At 56.4% G+C, this 24,167-nt stretch carries 17 protein-coding genes and 1 pseudogene; 13 read left to right on the top strand and 5 right to left on the bottom strand.

Going from position 1 to position 24,167, the window contains the following annotated elements; genetic code table 11:
* Nucleotides 1-246 precede the first annotated feature (246 nt).
* The 10 genes from AB4Y89_RS15145 to AB4Y89_RS15100 all read left to right on the top strand — a co-directional run bounded on the left by AB4Y89_RS15145 (nucleotide 247) and on the right by AB4Y89_RS15100 (nucleotide 13,697).
* Nucleotides 247-1,857, top strand: coding sequence for a methyl-accepting chemotaxis protein (locus tag AB4Y89_RS15145; protein ID WP_442301772.1), 1,611 nt, complete (start codon nucleotides 247-249; stop codon nucleotides 1,855-1,857).
* A 48-nt stretch (nucleotides 1,858-1,905) separates the two neighbouring features.
* Entirely contained in the window at nucleotides 1,906-2,388 is a 483-nt protein-coding gene (locus AB4Y89_RS15140) for a chemotaxis protein CheW (RefSeq protein ID WP_442301771.1), read from the top strand.
* On the top strand, nucleotides 2,367-3,623 hold the full coding sequence (locus tag AB4Y89_RS15135; protein ID WP_442301770.1) for a CheR family methyltransferase: 1,257 nt from the start codon (nucleotides 2,367-2,369) through the stop codon (nucleotides 3,621-3,623). Before AB4Y89_RS15140 ends, AB4Y89_RS15135 begins: the two co-directional genes overlap by 22 nt.
* Entirely contained in the window at nucleotides 3,620-4,315 is a 696-nt protein-coding gene (locus AB4Y89_RS15130) for a chemotaxis protein CheW (protein WP_442301769.1), read from the top strand. The genes AB4Y89_RS15135 and AB4Y89_RS15130 overlap by 4 nt, the downstream gene beginning before the upstream one ends.
* Entirely contained in the window at nucleotides 4,312-6,612 is a 2,301-nt protein-coding gene (locus AB4Y89_RS15125) for a hybrid sensor histidine kinase/response regulator (protein ID WP_442301768.1), read from the top strand. Before AB4Y89_RS15130 ends, AB4Y89_RS15125 begins: the two co-directional genes overlap by 4 nt.
* An 11-nt stretch (nucleotides 6,613-6,623) precedes the next feature.
* Nucleotides 6,624-7,637 (top strand): chemotaxis response regulator protein-glutamate methylesterase, encoded by a 1,014-nt coding sequence (locus tag AB4Y89_RS15120; RefSeq protein WP_442301767.1) that lies wholly within the window; start codon nucleotides 6,624-6,626, stop codon nucleotides 7,635-7,637.
* A complete protein-coding gene (locus AB4Y89_RS15115) occupies nucleotides 7,634-8,662 on the top strand; it encodes a diguanylate cyclase domain-containing protein (RefSeq protein ID WP_442301766.1) in 1,029 nt (342 codons plus the stop codon). Before AB4Y89_RS15120 ends, AB4Y89_RS15115 begins: the two co-directional genes overlap by 4 nt.
* A 123-nt stretch (nucleotides 8,663-8,785) precedes the next feature.
* The gene (locus AB4Y89_RS15110) at nucleotides 8,786-9,352 is read left to right on the top strand and encodes a hypothetical protein (protein WP_442301765.1); all 567 of its coding nucleotides are present in this window, start codon (nucleotides 8,786-8,788) and stop codon (nucleotides 9,350-9,352) included.
* A 610-nt stretch (nucleotides 9,353-9,962) separates the two neighbouring features.
* Nucleotides 9,963-12,122, top strand: coding sequence for an elongation factor G (gene fusA, locus AB4Y89_RS15105; protein ID WP_442301764.1), 2,160 nt, complete (start codon nucleotides 9,963-9,965; stop codon nucleotides 12,120-12,122).
* 93 nt (nucleotides 12,123-12,215) lie between these two features.
* The gene (locus AB4Y89_RS15100; RefSeq protein ID WP_442301763.1) at nucleotides 12,216-13,697 is read left to right on the top strand and encodes a hypothetical protein; all 1,482 of its coding nucleotides are present in this window, start codon (nucleotides 12,216-12,218) and stop codon (nucleotides 13,695-13,697) included.
* A gap of 22 nt (nucleotides 13,698-13,719) precedes the next feature.
* Here AB4Y89_RS15100 and AB4Y89_RS15095 read toward each other — a convergent pair whose 3' ends face one another.
* The 4 genes from AB4Y89_RS15095 to AB4Y89_RS15080 form a co-directional block, all read right to left on the bottom strand.
* Nucleotides 13,720-14,136, bottom strand: coding sequence for a secondary thiamine-phosphate synthase enzyme YjbQ (locus tag AB4Y89_RS15095; RefSeq protein WP_442301762.1), 417 nt, complete (start codon nucleotides 14,134-14,136; stop codon nucleotides 13,720-13,722).
* 35 nt (nucleotides 14,137-14,171) lie between these two features.
* On the bottom strand, nucleotides 14,172-14,912 hold the full coding sequence (locus tag AB4Y89_RS15090) for an SDR family NAD(P)-dependent oxidoreductase (RefSeq protein ID WP_442301761.1): 741 nt from the start codon (nucleotides 14,910-14,912) through the stop codon (nucleotides 14,172-14,174).
* A 69-nt stretch (nucleotides 14,913-14,981) separates the two neighbouring features.
* Nucleotides 14,982-16,289: an MFS transporter gene (locus tag AB4Y89_RS15085; RefSeq protein WP_442301760.1), complete on the bottom strand. Its 1,308-nt coding sequence runs from the start codon at nucleotides 16,287-16,289 to the stop codon at nucleotides 14,982-14,984.
* A 170-nt stretch (nucleotides 16,290-16,459) separates the two neighbouring features.
* Complete coding sequence (locus tag AB4Y89_RS15080) at nucleotides 16,460-20,245, bottom strand: carboxypeptidase regulatory-like domain-containing protein (RefSeq protein WP_442301759.1); 3,786 nt, start codon at nucleotides 20,243-20,245, stop codon at nucleotides 16,460-16,462.
* A gap of 295 nt (nucleotides 20,246-20,540) precedes the next feature.
* Between AB4Y89_RS15080 and AB4Y89_RS15075 the strand changes: the two genes are divergently transcribed.
* From AB4Y89_RS15075 to AB4Y89_RS15065, 3 genes are all read left to right on the top strand, one after another.
* Nucleotides 20,541-21,476, top strand: a complete 936-nt coding sequence (locus AB4Y89_RS15075; protein WP_442301758.1) for a Nif3-like dinuclear metal center hexameric protein — start codon at nucleotides 20,541-20,543, stop codon at nucleotides 21,474-21,476.
* Nucleotides 21,473-22,273: a Nif3-like dinuclear metal center hexameric protein gene (locus tag AB4Y89_RS15070; RefSeq protein ID WP_442301757.1), complete on the top strand. Its 801-nt coding sequence runs from the start codon at nucleotides 21,473-21,475 to the stop codon at nucleotides 22,271-22,273. Before AB4Y89_RS15075 ends, AB4Y89_RS15070 begins: the two co-directional genes overlap by 4 nt.
* 159 nt (nucleotides 22,274-22,432) lie before the next feature.
* Nucleotides 22,433-23,110, top strand: coding sequence for a hypothetical protein (locus AB4Y89_RS15065; RefSeq protein ID WP_442301756.1), 678 nt, complete (start codon nucleotides 22,433-22,435; stop codon nucleotides 23,108-23,110).
* A gap of 10 nt (nucleotides 23,111-23,120) precedes the next feature.
* Here AB4Y89_RS15065 and AB4Y89_RS15060 read toward each other — a convergent pair.
* A pseudogene (locus AB4Y89_RS15060) lies at nucleotides 23,121-24,115 on the bottom strand (glycoside hydrolase family 88/105 protein).
* Nucleotides 24,116-24,167 lie beyond the last annotated feature (52 nt).

Genomic DNA, 24,167 nt, shown 5'->3' with positions numbered 1-24,167 from the left:
TAGCGACTCAGTTGATGTTGTTGCTGCCAGAATCCTAAACCTTGTTCAACCCGTTTCCGCTGCCGGCGGGAATATGTGGATACGCCACATGCGAGACCTACGAAGCGTTAAGCGCAGGGGGCATAAGACATTCGTTTCGAAACCGCGCCTATATGTATGTGTCATCAGTAGTTGTGCTAAGGTTGTGTGGCCAATCATCCTATTCTTCGCAGCACGGACTTGTTGATCGACGAAGGAACTGTCTCGATGAAAAATTTGAGTATCCGCCAGTGGATCCTTGTGAGCTTTACCGTCGTACTGGCCATCATCGTTGCGATGGGTAGTGTCGCCTATCTCAAGCTAAGCCACATTGAGCAGGAAACGTTCAAGATGCAGACCGATACCTTGCCCGGTGTGTATTTTGGCGGTGACATTATGAATGAGTGGCTGACAAACTACTCGCTCATTCAAGCTCGCGCTATTGAGACAGACCCTGGGACCATCCGTAATCTTGATCTGCAGATTGCCACCAACTGGGCGAATCTGAATACCTCGATAAAGAATTACGAAGGCGCCATTCATCAGCAAAAGGATCGTGAGAACTTCGCCCATTTCAAGTCCCAGATTCCAGCCTATCTGAATGCGCAACAGCAATACCTGAAGGCAGGCGCGGGAAATCAGTCCTTAAGCAACCATGCGATCATTGCGGCAAATAGTAATGTTGTGTCCGCAATTCAGACGCTGATCGACTTCAACCGGACCGATGTCGATCAGGCGACGCAAAGCATTTTGAAGGCTATTGGGGCCGCGCGGGCAGGAATTCTGAGCGGCTTCCTGGCTGCAGTCCTGGTCTCCGCGTTCGTCGGCTACTTATTGTGGCAGATCATCACGCGGCCGCTCAGCACTCTCGTCGTCGGCATGGACGTCATCCGTAAGGGCGATTTCAGCCGAAAGATCAATCTGCAGCGGCAGGACGAGTTCGGGCTGCTGGGAGCGGGCTTCGACAATATGATCGACGACCTGAAGTTGCTTATCAGCCAGGTGCAGAAATCAGGTCTTCAAGTCAGCACGTCCATTACAGAGATTGCCGCGACGTCCAAGCAACAGCAGGCGACTGCGAATGAGATCGCCGCTACGACAACGGAGATCTCCGCAACCTCGAAAGAGATTTCGGCCACCTCCCGCGAACTTGGCAAGACCATGGCGGAGGTCTCAGCCGTTGCCGAGCAGACTGCGGTCCTGGCCGGAAGCGGCCAGGTCGGCCTCTCACGCATGGAAGAAACCATGAACCATGTTGTGGAGGCTGCCACCTCGATCAACTCTAAGCTCGCGGTGCTGAATGTAAAGGCAGGCAACATTAACCAGGTAGTTATCACCATCACGAAGGTGGCAGACCAGACCAATCTGCTCTCGCTTAATGCTGCTATTGAAGCGGAGAAGGCCGGAGAGTACGGCCGCGGCTTTGCCGTGGTGGCAAGCGAGATCCGGCGGCTCGCCGACCAGACAGCGGTCGCGACATACGACATTGAGTTGATGGTCAAAGAGATCCAGTCGGCGGTCTCTGCCGGCGTTATGGGCATGGACAAGTTTTCGGAAGAGGTCCGCCGCGGCATGCAGGAGATGCATCAGGTCGGTAACCAGCTGTCCCAGATCATTAAAGACGTGCAGACTCTTGTTCCGCGTTTCGAGACCGTGAATGATGGAATGCAGGCGCAGGCAATTGGCGCAGGACAGATCAGCGAAGCTCTAGGACAGTTGGGAGAGGCGGCCCAGCAGACGGTTGAGTCGCTGCGGCAGTCCAGCCTGACCATCGATGAGCTGAACATCGCGTCCAGTACGTTGCGAAGCAGTGTCTCCCGGTTCAGGTTGCAGGAATAGTCAGAGATTCCAGGTCCGTGTTGTAAGCAGAGTTTAGGGGCTGTGTGCATGCTGTTTCTTCTTCTTCAACTTGGCGATGACAGATATGCATTGAAGGCGAGCCAGATCGTTGAAGTGCTGCCTCTGTTGCAGCTTAAGAAGCTCCCTCAATCGCCTACGGGAGTTGCCGGGGTGATGGACTATCGGAACTCGCCAGTTCCGGTCCTGGACCTGAGCGAGTTGGCTACACAGCGTCCGTCATACCCCAAACTCAGCACGCGCATCATCGTGGTGAATCTTGCAGACGGTCAGGATGAAGCGCGGCTGGTGGGGCTGATTGCTGAAAACGTGACGGAGACCTTGCGACGAGATCCCGGGGACTTTGTCTTTTCCGGAATTGAGAGCAGCAGGACACCGTACCTTGGCCCTGTCGTCATCGATAAGCGTGGCATGATTCAGTGGGTGAAACCGGCTGCCCTGTTACCGGCGCCGTTATATGACGAGATCTTCAAGCAGTCCGCAGAGGCGCAATGGCAAGCATCGAGCTCATAGAGCTGCTGAAACAGAAGATAGGCCTCGATAGCTCCTCGATCGGCCCTGCTGCGATTGAGAGGGCGCTGCAGGTACGAATGTCTGCCTGTAAGTTGCAGCATGAGCAGGAGTACGTCGAACTTCTGTTTGTACGGGACAGTGAGCTGCAGGAGTTGATTGAGGCCGTGGTCGTGCCGGAGACCTGGTTCTTCCGCGATCGAGAGGCCTTTGCCGCGATGATCCGCCTGGTGCGGGAGGAATGGGCGCCTTCGCATCCAGAGGGGGTGCTCCGTGTGCTGAGTCTTCCGTGCTCCACAGGAGAAGAGCCTTATTCCATCGCGATGGAGCTTCTGGATGCCGGAGTTCCAGCGAAGCGCTTTCTGGTCGATGCGGTCGACATCAGCGAACGTGTCCTGCAGCTCGCGCAACGTGCCCTCTATGGCAGGAATTCTTTCCGCGGAAAGGATCTCCATTTTCGCGACCGCCACTTCGAGGCACAGGCAAATGAATACCGGCTTTCGAAGGTAGTTCGGCAGCAGGTCCGTTTCCAGCACGGCAATCTCTTTCATGCTGACTTTCTGCCCGGTTCCGCAATCTACGACATCATCTACTGCCGCAATCTCCTTATCTATTTCGACAGCCCCACACAGAAGCGCGCCATCCAGATATTGACCCGCCTTCTTACAACCAAAGGTGTTCTGTTCCTGGGTCCTTCGGAAACTTCTCTGGCTCCGCCGGATGACTTCGTTTCGTTGCGGATCCCGATGGCCTTTGGTTTTCGCAGGGTGGTTGATCTGCCGCAGCCGCAAAAAAGCAAGCACATTTCTCCGCCGAAAAAGCCCGCTTACAGCGGCGGTCGGAGGGTCGCAGTTGCCACCAGGCCGCCTGAGTTCAGCACTTCTCGCCCACTCGTCGCTGCAGCCAAACCGCGGCCCGCTCCACAGCCTTCGTCTCTGGAAGAAGCACAGCGGCTGGCGGACAGAGGTCTGCTTCGTGACGCCATCAAGCATTGCGAAGATCATTTGCGCCGCGAGGGGCCTTCAGACCAGGCATATTACCTGTTGGGGCTGATCCAGGATGCAACCGGAAAGCGCTCCGAGGCGACGGATGCATACCGCAAAGCGCTCTACCTCAACCCGAATCACTACGAAGCTCTAGTTCACCTGGCTCTGCTGCTTGAGAGCCAGAAAGATGTATCAGGCGCTCAAGCCTTGAACGCGCGTGCCCGGCGCCTGTTACAAAGGACGGCGCAATGAACCATCAGCCAACAACTCTCGACGCCGCGCTCCCGGCCCTCAACGACTGCTGGAACAAGATAGGAGTTGCCGGAGACGCCAGCTGCCCGGAGTTGCGGCAGCATGTCCATTGCCGTAACTGTCCGACGTATGCCGCAGCCGCGATCGTCCTGCTGGATCGAGATCTTCCTTCCGGATATCTGGCGGAGTGGAGCCTTCACTACGCGCAAAAAAAACAGGACGAGGAGTCGGAGACTGAATCGGCTGTCATCTTCCGCATCGGCGTGGAGTGGCTGGCGCTGCCCACATCGATCATTCAGGAGGTTGCCGGGACAAAAGCAATCCACACGCTCCCTGGGTTTCGCAGCAATACGCTGCTGGGCCTTACACCCATTAATGGCGAGTTGATTGTTTGTGTTTCGCTGGCCCGGGTTCTCGGCCTGGAGGAGAGTCATGCGTTGGCGCAAAAGAAAGAGAAGCTCATCAGCCAACGTTTTCTGATTGCTGAAAAGGAAGGTTGGCGTGTGACCTTTCCAGTAGACGAAGTCCACGGCGTGCAGCGTTATACGGTTCATCAGCAGCAACCGGTTCCGGCGACAGTCGCACATTCCGCAGGGACTTATACGAAGTCCGTCCTGCCCTGGCGGGACAAGAGCGTCGCTCTTCTTGATGCTGGCCTGCTGTTCCACGCGCTAAACCGGAGCTTGTCGTGAGCAAAGACCGCAGCCCGCTTTCCATCTCCGACCTGTTTCGCATCGAAACAGAGAACCAGGCCAAGGTGCTGGTCCAGGGCCTGCTTGCGCTTGAAAGCAATACCGCTGCTCCGGAACCACTTGAGGCTTGCATGCGAGCCGCACACTCCATAAAAGGGGCAGCCCGCATCGTCAATCTTCCCGCGGGCGTCGAACTGGCTCATGCGATGGAAGATCTCTTTGTCGCCGCACAGGAGGGAAGGCTGTCGCTTCACCATGCGCAGATTGATCTGCTGCTTAAAGGCGCGGATTTGATGCTGTCGATCGCAAAGAACCTGGAAGGGGAGCGCAGCAGGCCGCCCGAAGAGAAGAATCCCGAGGTCTCATCTTTTTTGATGAGACTAAGGGAAGCCCTTGAAAACCCTGATGGGCATGCAACCGCAGAAGATCTTCCACCGGCCACGGAAGACATGCAGGCCGGCTTCTCTCCGGAGATGCAGACGGCTGCGAACGGCCTTGTGTCCTCGAATGGAAATATCCGTCCTGCCGCCGACTTCGATTCGACGAGTGGCGTACTTCGCATTACCGCCGGCAACTTAAACCGGTTGCTCGGCCTGGCCAGTGAATCGCTTGTGGCTTCGCGTCAGCTTAAGCCGTTTGTGGAATCGCTTCTGAAGATCAAGCGTCTGCAGGATGCTTCGCTCCGGACCATGGACAACCTGCGCGAATCTCTGGCGCAGCATGTCAACGATGAGAGATACGCGTGGGTCGATACCGACACTGCGGAGCTTCGACGACTCATGCTGGAGAGTCAGCAGATGCTGTCGCAGCGGTTGGCGGAGCTGGAGATGCTTGACCGCCGCTCCACGGGATTGACGCATCGGCTCTACGACCAGGCGCTGGCCTGTCGCATGCGCCCCTTCATGGATGGCGTCCATCGTTTCCCTCGTCTTGTGCGCGATCTCGGGCATTCCCTCGGTAAGCGAATCAGGCTGGAGATTATTGGCGCGTCCACGCAGGTAGATCGCGAGATTCTGGAGAAACTGGACGGCCCGCTGAATCACCTCCTGAACAATGCCGCTGACCATGGCATTGAACCACTGGAAGAACGTGCCGCTTTGGGTAAGCCGCCTGAGGCTGTTATTACACTCGCGGCGCATCACAGGGCAGGAACGCTGCAGCTCACGGTATCGGACGATGGCCGCGGTATTGATCTTGAGAATCTTCGTTCTACGATCGTAAAGCGCCAGTTGAGCACAGAGGGCACCGCCGGCAAGATGAGCGAAAGCGAGCTGCTGGAGTTCCTCTTTCTGCCTGGCTTCACCATGAAAGAGGCGGTCACGGAGCTCTCAGGGCGAGGCGTGGGGCTTGATGTCGTGCAAACCATGATCAAGCAGGTGCGCGGCGTCATCACCGCGTCATCGCAGCCCGGTAAGGGCATGCAGTTCCAGCTTCAGTTGCCACTCACCCTCTCGGTGATTCACACGCTTGTCGTGACCATCGACAACGAGCTATATGCTTTTCCGCTCGCGCACATTCTTGCCACGGTGAAGGTGAAAAAAGAAGAGGTCGCTTCGATCGAAGGGCGTCAGCACTTCCATTTCAAAGGCAGGCAGATTGGCCTGGCGACGGCGCACCAGATCCTTGAGGGTAAGGACGCTGAGATCGATGCCGAAGATCTATCCGTCATTGTTGCCGGCGATCAGGAGAGCACCTATGGCCTGGTCGTAGATCGTTTCGTCGGTCAGCGGGAGCTGGTCATTCAGGCGCTCGATGCCCGGCTGGGCAAGATCAGGAACATCAGCGCCGCTGCTCTGATGGATGATGGGGCGCCGGTATTGATTCTGGATGTCGATGACATGTTGCGCTCGCTTGAAAAAATTACCGCAACGGGACGCCTGAGCAACGTGCGGGCAGGCGCGCATGAAGCCCGGAAGCAGAGCAAGCGCGTGTTGATTGTTGATGATTCGCTCACAGTGCGAGAGCTGGAGCGAAAGCTTCTAACGCAGTACGGTTATGAGGTGGAGGTAGCGGTAGACGGTATGGATGGCTGGAACGCCGTCCGCGCGGCCCATTTCGACCTGATCATTACGGACATCGATATGCCGCGGCTGGACGGTGTTGAGCTGATCAAGCTTATCCGGCAGAACCCGAACCTGAAATCGCGGCCGGTCATGATCGTCTCGTATAAGGATCGCGAAGAAGACCGTCAGCGTGGTCTGGAAGCCGGTGCGGACTACTATCTGACGAAGGGGAGTTTCCACGACGAGACGATGTTGCAGGCTGTTATCGATCTGATCGGCGAGGCGGGTGCATGAGGATAGGCATCGTGAACGATATGCCAATCGCCGTGGAAGCGCTGCGGCGGACGTTGTTGAATTCTCCGGAGCATAGCGTGATCTGGATCGCGGAGAACGGAGCCGACGCCGTAGCTCTCTGCGCCCAGGAGACGCCCGACCTGATCCTGATGGATCTGCTGATGCCGGTCATGAACGGGGTAGAGGCCACGCGCCGCATCATGGCGTCGACACCCTGCATGATTCTGCTGGTCACCGCCAGCGTGCAGGAAAACAGCAGCATGGTGTTTGAAGCTCTGGGGCATGGCGCTTTGGATGCTCTGGATATGCCTGCCCTGTTTGCCGACGCCTCCGATATCGGAACGACGGCACTGCTGACAAAGCTTGAAAGCATGGAAGGGCTGCTCGATAAGCGCCATAGGGCGGACAAGGCCGTTTCTGTCCACAGCGTGTTGCCTGCACGGCAGCCGAGCCTGGTTGCTATTGGCTCCTCGGCGGGCGGTCCGGCGGCATTGGCGTCGATCCTGGGCCAGCTGCCGAAGGATTTTCCCGGAGCCATCGTCATCATTCAACATATTGACGAGAAGTTCATTCCCCAGATGGCAAAGTGGCTTGGGCAGCAGTCGGAGCTTCCCGTACGCCTTGCAGCGGAGGGCGATCCTCCAAAAGCCGGCGTTGTCCTTATCGCGGGCCGCAGCGATCATCTCACTTTCAAAACAACAAACTCGATGGGATATAGTCACCAACCGAGCGATTATGTCTATCGGCCTTCGGTCGATGTTTTCTTCAAAAGTATCTGCAGTCTATGGGCAGGAAAGGCCATCGGTATTCTACTAACCGGCATGGGGCGTGACGGAGCCCTCGGTCTGCAGGCAATGCGGCAAAAAGGGCATTACACCATAACGCAGGATCAGAAGAGCAGTGCAGTGTATGGCATGCCGAAGGCGGCGGCCTCTCTAGGCGCCGCAGTCGACATTCTGCCTCTCGACAAGATCTCCCATCGGCTGATCAATATCTTTGCCGAACAGAAAGAGGTGCGATTTTGAGTTTCGATGCCTCCAACATACATCCGTTTGCTCATGGTGACCCACCCGATGATTACCTCGCCATGGTTCTGTTGGTGGATGATCAGCTTCTGGTCGGCGAGTCAGTAAGAATCATGTTGGGCAGTCAGCCTCATATGGAATTCCATTACTGCCCCGATGCTGTCGATGCGCTGAGGACAGCCAAGGAAGTAAGACCTACCGTCATCTTGCAGGACCTCGTCATGCCGGGTGTGAATGGATTGGATCTGGTTCGTCAGTATCGTGCGGATCCGGCTACAAGCAGCATCCCGATCATCGTGCTTTCCAGCAAGGAAGAAGCCTCGGTTAAGAATGAGGCGTTTAAGGCAGGGGCAAACGATTACCTGGTCAAGTTGCCGCACGAGGTAGAACTGATCGCCCGCATCAACTATCACTCGAAATCGTACTTAAACCAGCTTCAGCGTGACGATGCATACCGTGCCCTGCGCGAAAGCCAGCGTCAGTTGCTGGAGATGAACTTCCAACTGCAGCGGCTAACGAACCTCGATGGCCTGACTGGCCTGAGCAATCGCAGACACTTCGATCAACACATGGAGGCGGAGTGGAAACGTGCGATACGGTCACAAACCTCCATCTCGATCCTGATGCTCGATGTCGACCACTTCAAGAGCTATAACGACACCAATGGGCATCTGGCGGGCGATGAGGTGCTGAAGACAATCGCGACCACGATCCAACAGACCTGCCTGCGTTCTTCGGGGACCGCGGCACGTTTCGGCGGCGAGGAGTTTGCCCTGGTCTTGACGGCGACGGATATGAGTGGAAGCGAGCGGGTAGGAGAACAACTGCGCCGCAATGTTGAAGCCCTCCAGATTCCTCACGGAGGATCGGAAACAAGCCCATTCGTCACCGTTAGTCTCGGTGGAGCCTCGACGATACCGCAGGAAGGGGAAGCGTTCCTGCGCCTTGTCGATGCCGCCGACAAGGCGCTCTATCGAGCAAAAGAGGCTGGACGGAACCGGCTTGTCTTCTCGGAACCAGAATAGGCCTTCCGAGCGGCCACCCTGCCAAAAAAACTGACAACACAGCGCGGCGAAATAAAGCTCACAGCCCAAGCGGGTACTAGACTAATCGCGTCAAGAAAGAGGCATCTTCTAAGGAGATGATTCGTGATCAGATCCGTTCTATTCCTCAGCCTGCTATTCCCTGGATTCCTCGCACCCAGCCTACTCGCACAGCAGCCCCGCGAGGCAAACGCCTGGAAGCAGGCACTCACCAAACGCCTACCCCTGCTCGGCCACCGCAACTGGATCCTCGTCGTCGACTCTGCCTACCCACTGCAGACCTCACCCGGCCTTGAAGTGATCGAGACCAACGCTGGCCAGATCGAGGTCACAAGAGCAGTCCTCGCTCAGATCAAAGACTCCATCCACGTCCGTCCAGTCATCTTCATGGACGCGGAGCTGCCCTTTCTCACCGAAGAAGACTCACGCGGAGCGAACGCCTACCGTCAGCAGATATCCGCAGCACTCCACGACTACACCGTCCAGGACGCGCTGCACGAGCAGCTCATCGCGCAGGTCTCCAACGCCGGCAAGGAGTTCAAGATTCTCGTCCTCAAGACGCGCCTCACCGTACCTTATTCCTCGGTCTTCATCCGTCTTGATTGCAAATATGTCAGCGCCGATGCCGAAGATCGCCTGCGTGCTCGAATGAAGTCCAGTGCCCGGCATTGAAGACATTCCAAGGTATTTTCTTCAAGAATTTGCTTCCTCATGCGAAATCTTCATTGCGGTGCCATTCTGCGGTGCTGTCCATACAGCCACCGGGTCGCTGGTGAAAGCAGGCTGGTAGGCCGCTTGGGAAAGGTCTGATCCTCGCTCCGCCGGAGAGACCGGGGGAACCTCCGTGGCAAAGGCACCCCAAATCTGAAAGCTTGTCTGTCAATCATCCAGTTTTTGTGTAAGCATTGTTCGCCCGCGATGGGCGGCTGTGCCATGAGGCGAACGATGTAAGGTTTTAGAGCATTTTTCCTGTTGCTGGGTATCCCGGGAGGAGGGTGCAGCGGCGTTTTCGTTGAGGAAAACGCCCATAGATGCACAAGCCCTGCACTACACCTACTGGAAAAATGCTCTATCGCCAATGACGATAGGCCATCCGCTACCGAGACATGAGAGCGGCTGGTCGGCACAAAGCCGGGATGATCGGCTCGGATCGGGACGCGAAGACCGGACGCGAAGAATCGCTCGCTGCCGGGATCGATAACGATCCTCTTCGTGTTAGCCGGGACATTGCCGTAATACTCTCCCGGCCCCGATGTCCATCCACGGCAAAAGGAGAACATCCATGAAAACGTACCAGGGAAGTGAGATCCGCAACGTAGCTGTAGTAGGGCATGCGCACAGTGGAAAGACAACCTTGATTTCCGCGTTGCTGCATGCCGCAAAAATGACCGATAAGCCCGGAAGAGTTGATGACGGAACGGCCGTTACAGCCTATGACGAAGAAGAAGTTGCCAAGCGAACTACCATGCAAAATGCCGTTGCCTTCGCAGAATGGCAGGGCGTCAAGATCAATTTTCTCGATACTCCCGGCTTCCACATGTTCTGTCACGAAGCCCGTGCCGCCATGCTGTCGGTTGAATCAGCCGTCGTGGTGATTAATGCGCCGAATGGCATAGAAACTGTCACGGAACGAGTTTGGAAGTTCGCGGAAGAGTTCGATCTTCCCCGGGTTGTCGTTATCAATCAAGTCGATCATCCCAAAGCCGACAGCTACAGCGGACGCGAGGCCATGCTGGAAGACATGCGCGAGCGCTGGGGGCGGCACCTCGTTCCCGTCCAACTTCCCATCGTCGATGAATCGGGTTTCCATGGCGTCGTCGATCTGGTCACCATGGAGGCCTTCTACTACACGCCTGATGGTGATGGACGAGGGAAGATCGGCGAGATTCCCGGCCCCTTGCATACCCGGGCGCAGGCAGCCCACGAGGCCTTGGTCGAGCTGGTCGCCGAAGGCAAAGACGAACTCATGGAAGAGTTCTTCCGCGAAGGCACCATCCCGGAGCAGCACCTGATCACTGCACTCCATGAAGCTATTCGCGAAGACCGCATCTTCCCGGTGCTCTACACCAGTGGGGGTCGCAACGTCGCCACAGACCACCTGCTCGACTTCCTGAAGGTCTACGCCCCTGCCCCGATCGAGCGCGAGCCGGTCGCAGCCCGTGCCCTGAAACAGGCAGTCGCTGTTCACACCAACGGACACAGCAATGGCAACGGCGACGGAGCCACGGATGAGATGGTCATGCGCCACGTCGATGACCAGCAGCCATTGGCACTCTACGTCTTCAAGACCATGACTGACCCTTTTTCGGGCAGAATCTCCTTCTTCAAGGTGATCAGCGGGATGGTCAAAAATGACGCCACCGTTGAAAACTACTCCCGCAAGGAGCAGGAGCGCCTTGCCCACTTGAGTGTCATGCAGGGACGAAAGGCGGTCGAGGTCAGCGAACTCCATGCCGGAGACATTGGCGCGGTGGCGAAGCTGCGCGTCACCCTTACCGGAGACACACTGGGGGCTAAAGGGCAGGACATCTTCCTCCAATCCCTCGCCATGCCCGAACCGGCGATGACCTATGCCATTGAACCCAAAACGCGTGCCGACGAAGATAAGCTGGCTCCGGCTATCCACAAGCTCATGGAAGAAGATCTGCTGATTCGCTTCTTCCGTGACCCACAGACCAATGAGTTTCTGTTGGCCGGCTCCGGGCAGCCGCATATCGAGGCCATCGTCTCCAAGCTCAAACGGCGCTACCACACGGAGGTTACCCTGAAGGCTCCCAAAGTCCCCTATCGCGAGACCATTCGAGGACGGGCAGATGCTCAGGGGCGCCACAAAAAGCAGACTGGCGGGCACGGACAGTTCGGCGATTGCAAGATCAAGATGGAGCCCCTGACCCGTGGAGCCGGGTTCGAATTCGTCAACGACATCTTTGGTGGCTCAATCCCTAGGCAATTTGTCCCTGCCGTGGAGAAAGGCATTCTGGAATCGGCAGCCCGCGGCTACCTGGCCGGCTATCCTGTTGTCGACTTCAAGGTCATTCTGTACGACGGCAGCTACCATGATGTCGACTCCAACGAAATGTCCTTCAAGATGGCAGGGCGACTAGCCTTCCGCAAATGCATGGAACAAGCTAAGCCTGCTTTATTGGAACCAATCATGCACGTAGAAATTGAGGCTCCGGAGGAATTTGCCGGAGCGTTAATGGGCGACTTGAATGGACGCAGAGGACGCGTCCAGGGCATGGAGAGCCACGGAAAACAGACTTTGATCAGAGCCGAGGTTCCTATGGCCGAGATGCTAAGCTACGGCACTATCCTTACCTCTCTGACTCAGGGGCGGGGCAGCTTCCGTATGGAGATGGATCACTACGACATCGTTCCGCAACCGGTGGCGGAGAAGATCGTCGCAACAGCCAAGCGGCCAGCCGAAGAAGAGGAAGAATAGAGCCGCCATAAACCAAGAGATGGTGGGAGCAGTCTATCCTCTGCACCCACCATCAACTGAAGCACTGCATTCACGAATGAAGGTCAAACCACTATGGATCGCAGACAGTTTCTTCAGAGCGCAGCGGGCGCGGCTATCTCCGCGACGGTACATCCCCGCAATGCCATCGCCGCGCCGCTTGAGTCAACAAAGATGATTGGCATACAGATTGGTGCCGTCTCGTTTGCGGACGAGGGGGTCGAGAAGGTTCTCGATGAATGCGAGCGCGCTGCCGCGATTAATACGCTCTTCGTTGCGACCTTTACTTACGGTCGCGGCATCGCCGGACGCCAGGTTCCGGGGCAACCTCTACCGGATCACGGAAGCCAAAAGTACGATACCGACACCTTCTTCGGCGGCTCCTATACAAAAGTCAATCCGAAATACTACTCTGACACAGTCTTTAAGAGTTTTCGCGCACCAGATCTTGGCGATTATGACGTGCTCGAACACGTGATTCCTGAAGCGAAGAAGCGTGGGATGAAGACGATCTGCTGGTACGAAGATGTCTTCCGCAAGGATATTCCCAATATCGAGAGATTGCAGGAAGTGACACTCTCGGGTGAGAAGGCTTCGACGCTCTGCTTCAATAACCCTGAGTATCACCACTGGCTCACGGACATAGCGGAAGATTGGTCGCGCTCCTATGATATCGACGGCCTGATGTGGGGATCGGAGCGGCAGGGTGCATTCTCCAACGCACTCGGCGCGAGCCATGCTCATCCGCACCCATCTATGGTGACATGCTTCTGTGAGTACTGCTATGCAAAGGCGCGGAAGCAGGGGATCAACCCAGACCGCGCGAAGCAGGGTTTTCTTGAGTTAGAGAAGTTTGTTCTTGCTGCGCGTAAGGGCACGCGTCCCGTGGATGGATACTACGTTCAGCTCTGGCGCCTGATGCTTCGTTACCCGGAGCTTCTCGCCTGGGAGACGCTCTGGACATCGAGCCTCCGCGAGGTGCAGAAAGCAATCTACGATCGGGTGAAGTCCGTAAACTCGAAGCTCGGGGTCGGTTGGCATATATGGCATAACAATTCGTTTAACCCGATCTACCGCGCGGAGCAGGATCTCGCGGAGATGGCGCCGTACTCAGACTTCCTCAAAGTGGTGATCTATCAGAATTGTGCAGGAGAGCGCATGGTGGATTACATCGACAGTGTGGGAACCTCCTACTTTGCCGATGTGCCGAAGCAGGAGTTGCTCGACTTCCATTATCGTGTTCTCGATTACGGTAACGAGAAAGATCTCACGACGCTTCCTGCCGCCGGCTACTCTTCCGATTATGTCTATCGTGAAACCAGGCGGGCGCGCGAAGGGCTCGCCGGTACACAGACTAAGCTCTGGCCTGGAATTGACGTGGACATTCCTACCGCCAAGGGACACGCTAGGTGCACTCCTGCTGGAACCAAAGGTGCTGTAACTGCAGCGTTCCGAGGCGGAGCAGATGGCATCATCGTTTCACGCAAATACTCCGAAATGAAATTAGAAAATCTTCGCGCCGTTGGTGAAGGCTTGAAAGAACTGAATTTGGCCTGAAAGCCCAGGGAAATGCTCTCGTCTAATCTCCGATCAGGTGCAGCACTATCTCCCGTCGGTGAGGATGTATCCGGTGTTCGAAAAGGTAGATACCTTGCCAGGTGCCTAATACGAGCCTGTCATTCATTACGGGGATCGAAAGCTGCACTTGAGTAAGTGCTGTTTTCAGATGAGCGGGCATGTCGTCGGGCCCTTCGTAGTTGTGATCGTACGGTCCATCCTCCGGCGCGAGACGGTCGAAATAGGCTTTGATGTCCCGGCGCACAGTTGGATCGGCATTCTCCTGAATCAGAAGCGAAGCTGACGTGTGCCGGCAAAACACCGTTAGAAGGCCGGTTTGCATCTTCTGGCGCCCCACCCATTCGTTGATAGTTGACGTAAATTCGTATAGCCCCTGGCCACGCGTCGAAATCTCAAGCTTGTGTGCTGCCTGCTTCAATATCTTTGCCTCTCTGTTTTCAGGTCGATGACACCCTAGTAGGTGGCGCGTCCACCGCTTACGTCGTAGCACTGTGCCGTCACGAAAGAACAATCCGGACTGGCGAGGAAGTGTGCCACGGCAGCAATCTCCTCTGGCGTGCCGGTACGTTTCATCGGAATCTTATCTGTCATATAACTCACTTGTTGAGGCGTGAGCTGCTCCAGAACCTTCGTTCGTACGACCGCGGGGCTGATGGCATTAACGCAAATGCCCTCGGTTGCTACCTCTTTGCCAACGGCCTTCGTGAGCCCGATCACACCCGCCTTCGTCGCCGAGTAGGGAACCATTCCAGGGTTGCCTTCCTTGCCGGCGATCGAAGCGATGTTCACAATGCGGCCATACCTGCGCTCGCGCATATGTGGCAACACGGCGCGGCAGAAGTAGAAGATGCTGCTCAGGTTGACGGCGACGACTTTGTCCCAGGTCTCCGGGGTCTGTTCCCAGATGGGACCTGCTGGGCCGGCGATGCCCGCATTATTTACGAGGATGTCGATTTGCCCTGTGCGCTTAAGCACCTCGGCGGCACATGCCTCAATCGAGGATTTGTCGCTGACGTCAACCTTGAGGGCGAAGGCTCCGTTATCGATGCGTGTGGCAACGCTCGTCGCCCCTTCGAGATTCAGATCCGCAACGACTACGGTCGCACCGGCCGCGCCGAGACGCGTCGCAATGGCTTCGCCAATACCCGTGGCTGCTCCCGTGACGATGGCTGTCTGTCCTTTGAGTTCAAACATTCCAGTGCTCCTGCAGCGGGCTCGAGATCCTCACCGTCCCGCGAAAATATTCTGTCATCAAGCGGGGTTTCAAGTCGTGCTTTGGGCAGGACGACCTCTTACAAGGGCAATCAAACCCGCGTTTAGAACCGTAAGCGCTGCCAGAAGGTACAAGCCTGCGTGTTGCGATCCGAAGTGTTGATCAGCCCAGACCTTGAGGTTGGGTGCAAGGAATCCCCCCAGATTGCCCATTCCTATTACAGCGATTCCGCCCGCCGCTGCACGGTCAGCCAGGTATCCCGTTGGAAACGTCCAGAAAAGCGGTTGTACGGCAATAAAGCCGCCCACCGCAAGCGAAAGCATTACCAGGCCCATGCCCGCCCCGCAGGCAGGAAATGCGAAACTTGCGCAGCCCGAGATCAGTAAGGTCAGCGATGCGAGTTGCCGATGCCTGTGGAACTTGTCGGCGAGGTGCGGCAGGAGATAGACGGCAGCCAGCGTGAAGATCCACGGGATCGCCGACACCAGGCCGACCTCGATCCCCACGGGTCTATGCATAAGTGCCGATATTTCGGCTGGGAGATAAAAGACTGCGCCATACGTACTGGTTTGGATGAGGGCATAGATCAATAGGAAGTGCATGACTCGAAGATCGCGAAACATGGGCAGGAGCTTCGTTGGCCCGGCAGAACTCCGTTCCTCTTCTTCAAGCGTCAACGTATTCTCCAACGCGTGCCTTTCTTCGGCCGGCAGCCAGGAGGCATTGGACGGCCTGTCATCCAGATACCAGAAAGCAAACAGACCGAGAACGACTGCCATGAAGCCTTCCACGAGAAACATCCACTGCCAGCTTTGAAGTCCGAGGAATGGAGGCATCTCAAGCAGCAAACCCGAGAGCGGTCCTCCAAAGATGAGCGCAAGTGGAACACCCAGGTAGAACAATCCAAGGATCCGGCCACGAATACTATTAGGAAACCAATAGGTCAGATAGAGGATCGCGCCTGGGAAGAAACCTGCCTCTAGCACGCCCAGCAGGAACCGTAAAAAGTAAAACGATGCGGGTCCCGTCACGAACATGGTAGCCATCGATACGGCTCCCCAACCCACCATAAGGATGGCAAGCCATTTTTTCGCGCCTACCTTGTGAAGGATCAGGTTGCTGGGAAATCCGCATAACGAATAGCCGACAAAAAACAGACCTGCGCCCAAAGCATAGACACCCTCGGAGATGCCTTCCGACCTCTCCAGAACCTGCTTCACAAAACCAATATTCGAGCGGTCGAGAAATGACACAACATACATCAGCATGAGGAAGGGCGCCAGCCGTTTCACCGTTCGCGAGGTCGCGCGGTTCAAGGCGGAATCAGAGGTGCCGAGGGCTGCGAGCGGTAAGTTCAATGCCGTCCTCTTAGGTGGATTGAATTCTATACAGTTGGAAATGCTGCACTCCAACGATACGCGCACGCTGCAACGGGAGGACTGGTCCGCTTTATCCGATCCTGACTTCGATCTGTTCCGCAACAAGAAGGCCCGGCGAAGAAGCCGGGCCTTTCCTGTAGTGGTGGTTGCTAGAAGGAGAATCGACCGGAGAACTGCATGCGGCGTGCCTGCTGCGCTGAATAGGTTGCTCCGTAGACTCCTGTCTGAGAGCCATCCGTCGATTCGGTAGAGATGCTGTGTGGGTCAAAGCGGGCCGAATTCGTGACATTGAAAGTCTCCCAGGCCAGCTCAAAGCGCGCCGACTCCTTGATGGAAAAGGTCTTGTGTAGACCTGCATCCATGCCCCAGAAGCCGTCGCCTCGGAACTTGTTTCGCTCGCCGGCCTCGCCCGGATAGGGAAGCCGCATATTGCTGAGAGCGCTTAGCGGGTCATCGAAGGCCTGCATGTTTCCGTTTTTATCGATGTGCTTCCGCATCTTGATCGGACCGGTCTGAACCATCCCCGACTCCCACTCCCAGTTCGTGGTCCAACCCTTGCCATCGTAGATGGTGAAGGGAAGACCGCTGGAGTAACGGGTGATTCCCGTGAGCTGCCATCCGCCGAATGCAAGATCCAGGGGGTGGGAGATCTGATTGCCAAATTTGCGTCCTCGTCCGTAGGGCAACGCGAGCACCCAGTCAGCATTCATGATGTGGGTTGCATCGAAGTCAGCAACAGAGCGATTCTTGCTTGGATTGAAGGCATCGTAGATCACGCCGTAGTTGAACAGACCCGAAGATGCGTTACTCTCCGTGTCGGAGCCCATGTCAATCGAGCGCGAGATCGTGTAACTGAAGTCCACGGCAATACCATGGGACATGGGATGGCGCAGCGTAAATTGCGCAGCGTTGTATGAGGCGGAACCGATCGATGACCACGCATACAGCGACGAATACTGAGTCGGCCAGAAGCGAGGTGTAGCCGAATTTCCGCATCCTGGATAGCAGCCCAGGTCAAAGAAGTAGAGCATGTTGGTTTCATTGCCCCGGGACTGCAGCGGACCGAAATAAAGATTCGACGCGCTGTTGGTTCCACCGTCGTCCGTGAAGAAGTCGTTGTAGATATTCTGTGTCGCACTGGCGCCTGGAACACCGTCGCCATAGGTGCCGACTCCTTTCGCATCCGGAAACATATTTTCCCAGTAGGCGATGGCAGGTACGGAAACTCGTCCCTGGTCGGAGTACATCGCCAACTGCGTGGCGGCGGTGTAATAGTCCATGCCCGACTTGGGATCGACAAGATTCAGAGGCTGAGCCAGGTCCATCTGCTGTAGCATGTGCCGGCCGAAGCGGCCGACATACGCTGCTTCCACCGTGAATCCTCCGTTCAATTCACGTTGCAGAGAAAAGTCCACCACCTCCGAGTAGGGTGCTTTGAGGTGATCGTCCAGGCCATAGGTGATGGCGAAGCTGCCTGGAGCGAGTCCTTGCGGATAGCTGAAGGTCGACGCCGGAACCGGGTTAACCCCTGCGGGGATGCTGTGGAGGCCGGTGTAACGCGGAGAGTCGGAGACGCCAAACTGGCTTGCCGGATTGGTGAGCGCCGTGCTCAAGCTGAACGAACCATAGCGGCTGAAGTTCGATACGATGCCCTGGCCAAAGTGGTCATAGTACATGCCGAAGCCGGCACGAATCGCGCTCTTGCCTGCGCCGCCCAGCAGCTTATGGATCCAGGTGCCTTCTTCTGTCGCAGGCGAGTATGAGAGTGAGAAGCGGGGAGCGAAGTTCTTCCAGCTCATCGGGTAGAAGGGCTTGCCGTTATGCGCTTTTCCGGATGCAGCAAAGCCGAAGTCCGGTTGGATGCTCTGGCCTGTAAGCGCGCCGGTGCCGCGGTTGACGAACCATTGATGCAAATCGATCGTCGGTTGTACCTGCTGGCCGTTCGCTTCATAGGGAGTCTGCAAAATGGTGTGGCGGAGGCCGGCGGTGATGGTGAGGTTGGGGATGGGCTTGAACGTGTCCTGGATGTACCACTCGAACTCGTTCGTGCGGTAGTCGCGTGCTACCGGGGCGCCCTGTCCGAGCGCTGTTCCTATCTTTCCATCTGCTGAGACCTTGTAGTTATAACGATTGGTGGTCTGCGACATCAGGCCCATCAGCGCCGTTGCCGCGTAGTCGTAGTTGGTGGAGAAATCGTCACTTACCGGAGAATATCCATACGCGCCGGGATCGAGCGGGCCGCCGGTGTTCGAAATGCTGGAGCCCGTCAGATAGGATGCATTCGCCAGGGAGTCGTCCCACGAGTTGGCATCGGTCAGATTGTTGTAGTTGAAATGCCGCCAGTTTGCTCCAACCTGAATCGTGTTGCGGCCCTTCGCATAGCTGTAATCATCAATGACGTTGAAGACCGGCACGTTCGTCTTTGTGCTGCGGGAGTTCGACTCAGGAAGATCGATATTACGAAGTGAGGCATATGCACCCTGACCGATACCGATGGTCGCATAGCTCTGCCGGGTAAAACCAAAGCGAACGTTGTTGACAACGGAGGGTAACGGCGTCCAGGTGTAGCCAACCGCCAATCCCTTGGAGTTGTTGGTTGAATTACCGACCGGCTTGCCCGGGTAGTACTGCAGGCTTGAGTTCCGGTCATTCATCATGGTCCCGCGTGCAAAGATCTGATTGTGATCGTTCAGATTGAAGTCGATACGCGCGACATAGGTGTTGAGGATAATAGGCTGCGGGGAAGAGAACGTCAGGGTTCCCAGGTTGTAGGCATCGCTCGATGTGTTTGAGTTGGGTGCAGGGTAGCGCGTGAAGGTCGACAGGACATTCGGGTTTGGGCCTGCTCCCCAGGGGCAGGTGGACGTGCAACTATCCATGCCCGCGATCTGGCTGGCCGAAAGAGTCGTTACCCCTCCGTTTATATCCTCGTACTTCAACTGACCGGCGCGTAGGCTCATGCTGGGAACGGTCCGTATCACGGGGACACCTTCGTTGGTGCGCTGCCCCTCGTAGTTGCCGAAGTAGAAGACCTTGTCCTTCTTCACTGGGCCGCCAAGTGACGCTCCGTAGGTGTTGCGGATCAGCTTGCCTGGCCGGTTGGGCTCACCCGAGCCCAACTGTGCTTGCTTCACCAGCCACTCATTGGCCTGTCCGAAACTGTTGCGGTTGTACTCATACAACGTGCCGTGCAGTGAGTTACCGCCGGACTTGGTGACAACATTAGCCTGTCCGCCAGAGCTGCGGCCAGTGTCCGCGTTTGCGTTCGAGGTGACGACGCGGAACTCGGCGACCGAGTCGATTGGCGTGCGTAGAGCCCCGGAGAATGCTGCCGGAAGGATCTGATCGTTATTATCGACACCGTCCAGCGTGAGATTCGTCTGGTCTGAGCGCGCGCCCGAGACCGTGCCATTGCGACTCTCCGTAGAGTTCGACTGGTCGGAGATATAGCTCACTCCCGGCTGCAAGCTCATCAGCGCTTCCACGTGACGGCCTTCGCTGGGGAGCGCCGTGATAGTCTCAGCGGCAATCGAGTTGCCGATCGTTGCATCGATAGTATTGATCACCTGACTGCTGCTGGCGATTTCAATCGTTACCGAATCCGAGCTGACGGTGAGTGTCGCATTGACGGTAGCAGGTTGAGCTACCAGGAGCTTCGTCGTTATAGCTCGCCGGCCAAAGCCTGGAGCCGAGAACGTGACCTGATAGTCCCCTGGCGGAATTTGGAGAAAGGTATATTCGCCGGCGTCACTGGTCACCGTATCAAAAGCGAGTGAGTTCGCCTGGTTGACCAGGTGCACGGCCGCACCTTTCACGGTTGCTCCGGACGGGTCGAGTACCGTCCCTCGCAATTGCGTTGTCGCTCCCTGCGACCAGGCCCGGGTCGAGAGCAAGCATACGTACACTACCACCAGCCAGAACTTGGAAGGTCTCATCAGTACTGCCTCCGAAGGTATTGGAAGTATTGTTTGTTCGCTATTCAGTTGTGATTTTGCGTGTCAATCGGGTGGAACTAAAACGTCGGGGGGAGAAGACCGAAAGGGGGACACGCTGGTTTTTGAACTGGCTTAAATACACCAGAGCCGTGAACTTCTTGCAAGCATTTAGAAAAGCTTTCGTGACAAATATGCCTTATCGCAGATCGTCCGCCGCTTGAGGCATGGGTAAGGCTATGATGTTGTTCGCCTCTCAAAGAGCCACAATCGGAGTTTTACCAAGAGACGAAACTCTATGCACCTTATTTCAAGACGAAAGTTTGTCGCCCTGACAGCAAGCAGCGTTGCTTCTGCACCGCTGACATCCGTGGCGCGTACGATCAGCGGTAGCGTCACTGCGCAGGAAATCTTCGAGCGTATACGGAAGAATGTCGGCGTCGAATGGAAGCCGGATACGGTCGACACCATCAAGACAGGCGATGCTACAACGGTCGTTACGGGAATCGCCACCACAGCGCTTGCATCGTTGAATGTGCTCAACGCCGCAGTCAAAGCAGGAGCGAACATGATCGTCACCTGTGAACCCACTTTTTTTGCAAAGGCGGATTCTCCGACTCCTCCGGTTCGCCGCATTCCGGGAATACCTCAGAACGAGGCCCCCAATGCTCCGCCACCTGCCGATCCTGTGTTCACGGCCAAGGCGGAGTTCGCGAAAAAGCACAATCTGGTTGTGTTGCGACTTAGCGATCATTGGCGTCTACGCAGACCCGATCCATTTGCGCAGGGGCTCGCAAGTGAGCTTGGATGGTCGAAGTTCATCGGCGCAGGAGATCCGGCTCATCTGACCATCCCGGAGACATCGCTCGATGCCCTCGCCTCCCACGTGAAGAGATCGCTTAAGTCTCGTGGAGGCATGCGCATTGTAGGGAATCAGAGCTTGCGCATTCGAAAGGTCGCTTTTCTTTCCGGATCGACGCCTCTCCAGGCCGCAGTCCAGATACTCCCTGAAGTAGACACCATCATTGCCGGCGAAGTCCGCGAGTGGGAAACCGTCGAATATGTGCGCGACGCGGTAGCGCTCGGCGGAAAGAAATCGCTGATTCTTGTCGGCCGCATCGTCTCCGAAGGTCCTGGCATGCAGTCCTGCGCGCAGTGGCTGAAGACGATTGTTCCTGAGATTTCATCAACATGGATCTCCGCCGGAGATCCCTACTGGAGACCGACGCTATGAGCACATTGACCGCGGGTGATGTCGTTGCCCGTATCAAGACCAATCTCGGCTTTCCATGGCGAACAGCCACGTATCGCGACACCTTCAAGTTCGGAGGGCCAGACACCATCGTCAAAGGAATCGCAGCGACGATGTTCTGTTCCTACGACATGATCCGCCGTGCTGCAGAGCAGGGATGCAACATGATCATCCCGCACGAAGATACGTATTGGAATGATCCGGATAAGACTGATCTTGTGGAGGGGGACTCCACCTACAAACTGAAGACAGAGTTTATGCGGGAACACGATATCGTTGTCTTTCGCATGCACGATCACATGCATGCGCAGAAGCCTGACTTTATCTACGTTGGGGCCGCACGTGCTCTCGGTCTGGAGAGCAAATATGAAACGGCGCCTCAATCGCACCATTTCACTTTACCGGAGACAACGCTCGGCGAACTGGCAGCCGGATTTCAAAAGAAGCTCGGGGATCGAGCGTTGAGAGTCGTGGGTGACCCGAAGGCGAAGGTGAGCCGTGTGCAGCTCGGTGTGGGCTATGCAACACCCACCATCAACAGTGCTGATGTGGATGTGGTTGTAAGTGGAGAACAGCAGGAGAGCGATGGCTTTCTGGACAGCCCGGCATATGTGCTTGACGCGACCACTCTGGGTATTCCAAAGGGATGGATTATGCTCGGGCACAACATCTCAGAAGAACAGGGAATGCTTGAGATGGCCCAGTGGATCAAGTCGTTTACGCCTGAGGTCCCAATTCAGCTTGTTCGGTCGGAAGAGCCTTTCTGGGTTCCGAAATGATCGAGACGTGGTGGTCTTGTCCCTCTGGTTTTATTTCCGCGTGCTGGATTTTTGAAGTATTGGACGTGCTTCCAAGCGAGGGAGTACTCATGTGGAACAATTCCGGAAGCTCCTTCGTAAGGATCAGTTAGAGTCGAAAGGCAGAGAGGGGGGAGACCTATGAAAAAAACACAGATGATGACCGTCTCTAAAGCTGTTTTGTGGGCTTCCGTCGCCGTACCGTTTGCATGCACACCCTTTGCATCCTCCCAAGCGATCGGTCAGTTGGTTCCTCACAGGGTGAAACTGGCGGCCGTGGAATATCGTGGCAAGCACGCGATCAAGGTCACAGAGGACGGCCAGGTCGCCAATGGTGAGGCGTACGCCGTTGTAAAAGACGCCGCCTTGCACAATGGTTCGATCGAGGTGGACCTTGCCGGTGCACCAGCCGCCGGAGTTCCCGAGGGCGCGCGCGGTTTTATCGGAATCGCGTTCCATCTCCAAAACGATCGATTCGAGTACATCTATCTACGCCCCACCAACGGTCGTGCGGATGACCAGGTGCGTCGTAACCATTCGACGCAGTACAGCGAATACCCGGATTTCAGTTTTGCGGAATCTCGCAAACAGGCTCCCGAGAAGTACGAGAGCTACGTGGATATTGAACCGGGGGTATGGATTCACTACCGCATCACGATCGACGGAACGAAGGCTCGACTCTATGTGAACGGCGCAAGTCAGCCTTGTCTGATTGTGAATGATCTCAAGTTAGGTGACTCCTCCGGCGGCATCGCTCTTTGGATCGGTCCGGGGACAGAAGGGCATTTCAGCGGCCTTACCTTTAAGGCGGCTCCATAAGAGGTCTCTTTTATCTGCGTCCACTGGCTTTGCTGCTTGGCGCCCGATCAGCGACCCAGTGGTCCAGTTCCGTTCCGGCCAGCAGAAAGGCGCCGACTCCAAACACATAGCTGGCTCCAGGGCCATATGCTCCGGGAGCTTCGCCGACAGGTTGAATATCACCGAGCCGGCCGTCAGCGTAGATATGTTTAAGGACGCCTGCCCATGCTCGCCTAATAACCGGTTCATAGCGTTTCCGGTCGAGAATGCCGTTCCTCACGCCCCACGTCATGGCATAGACAAAGAATGCGGATCCCGAGATCTCCGGACGCGGATAGGCGCCGGCATCGAGCAGTCCGGCGCGCCATAGCCCATCATCGCCTTGAATGGCAGCGACTGCTTCTGACACTCCTTGAGCTTCTGAATATAGAACGCACGCCTGCTATCTCGTTCAGGGAGAGCTTGCAGTACTTCAACCAGTCCGCCCATCACCCATCCGTTGCCACGCGACCAGAAGACCTTTCGCCCATTGGCTTCGTGTTTTGCGAGATAGCTGGCATCGCGGGAGAAGAGTTTCTCGTGAGGATCCCACAGCAGATCGGCGGTGACGTGCCACTCGCGGTCCATATACTCGACGTACTTACTATCGTGAGTCGTCGTGGAAAGGCCCGCCCAGACCGGCGGGGCCATGAATAAAGCATCGCACCACCACCAGACGGGCTTGGCCGGATCGTCGGGGGTCTGCATGATGCGATCGAACTGAGAGCGCAGCGGTGCGATCCGGGCAGGATCAGACCTCTCTCGATAGAGCTGCAGATAGGCCTGGCCAATTGCCTGATCATCCGCATGAGTCTGGCGTGGTCCGAGAGTCCACTGATAGTGTTCTGCAACCTTCAGAACCGTGTTCTCATATCGCGGTTCATGCAGGGTCTTCGACGCAGCAAGCATCCCCATATACAAGGTGGCGAAGGTCCAGTCCTGGCTGGGCGAGTCAGCGATGCGCGCGTTCTGCCAGTCCGCGACCATCCTCATGGCTTTTTGAATCTCCGAACGCCGCAAGGCAGGTGAGAGATCAGAG

This window comes from Terriglobus sp. 2YAB30_2 (genome assembly GCF_052114765.1).
Lineage (GTDB): Bacteria > Acidobacteriota > Terriglobia > Terriglobales > Acidobacteriaceae > Terriglobus.
Note: the sequence above shows the minus strand (reverse complement) of the source record. Positions and strands in the feature narration are given on the sequence as shown.

Coding starts and splice junctions, on each gene's coding strand:
- AB4Y89_RS15090 (WP_442301761.1), bottom strand. CDS start 14,912: ATGTTTGAACTCAAAGGACAGACAGCCATCGTCACGGGAGCAGCCACG.
- AB4Y89_RS15080 (WP_442301759.1), bottom strand. CDS start 20,245: ATGAGACCTTCCAAGTTCTGGCTGGTGGTAGTGTACGTATGCTTGCTC.
- AB4Y89_RS15135 (WP_442301770.1), top strand. CDS start 2,367: ATGGCAAGCATCGAGCTCATAGAGCTGCTGAAACAGAAGATAGGCCTC.
- fusA (WP_442301764.1), top strand. CDS start 9,963: ATGAAAACGTACCAGGGAAGTGAGATCCGCAACGTAGCTGTAGTAGGG.
- AB4Y89_RS15100 (WP_442301763.1), top strand. CDS start 12,216: ATGGATCGCAGACAGTTTCTTCAGAGCGCAGCGGGCGCGGCTATCTCC.
- AB4Y89_RS15070 (WP_442301757.1), top strand. CDS start 21,473: ATGAGCACATTGACCGCGGGTGATGTCGTTGCCCGTATCAAGACCAAT.
- AB4Y89_RS15065 (WP_442301756.1), top strand. CDS start 22,433: ATGAAAAAAACACAGATGATGACCGTCTCTAAAGCTGTTTTGTGGGCT.
- AB4Y89_RS15130 (WP_442301769.1), top strand. CDS start 3,620: ATGAACCATCAGCCAACAACTCTCGACGCCGCGCTCCCGGCCCTCAAC.
- AB4Y89_RS15145 (WP_442301772.1), top strand. CDS start 247: ATGAAAAATTTGAGTATCCGCCAGTGGATCCTTGTGAGCTTTACCGTC.
- AB4Y89_RS15075 (WP_442301758.1), top strand. CDS start 20,541: ATGCACCTTATTTCAAGACGAAAGTTTGTCGCCCTGACAGCAAGCAGC.
- AB4Y89_RS15140 (WP_442301771.1), top strand. CDS start 1,906: ATGCTGTTTCTTCTTCTTCAACTTGGCGATGACAGATATGCATTGAAG.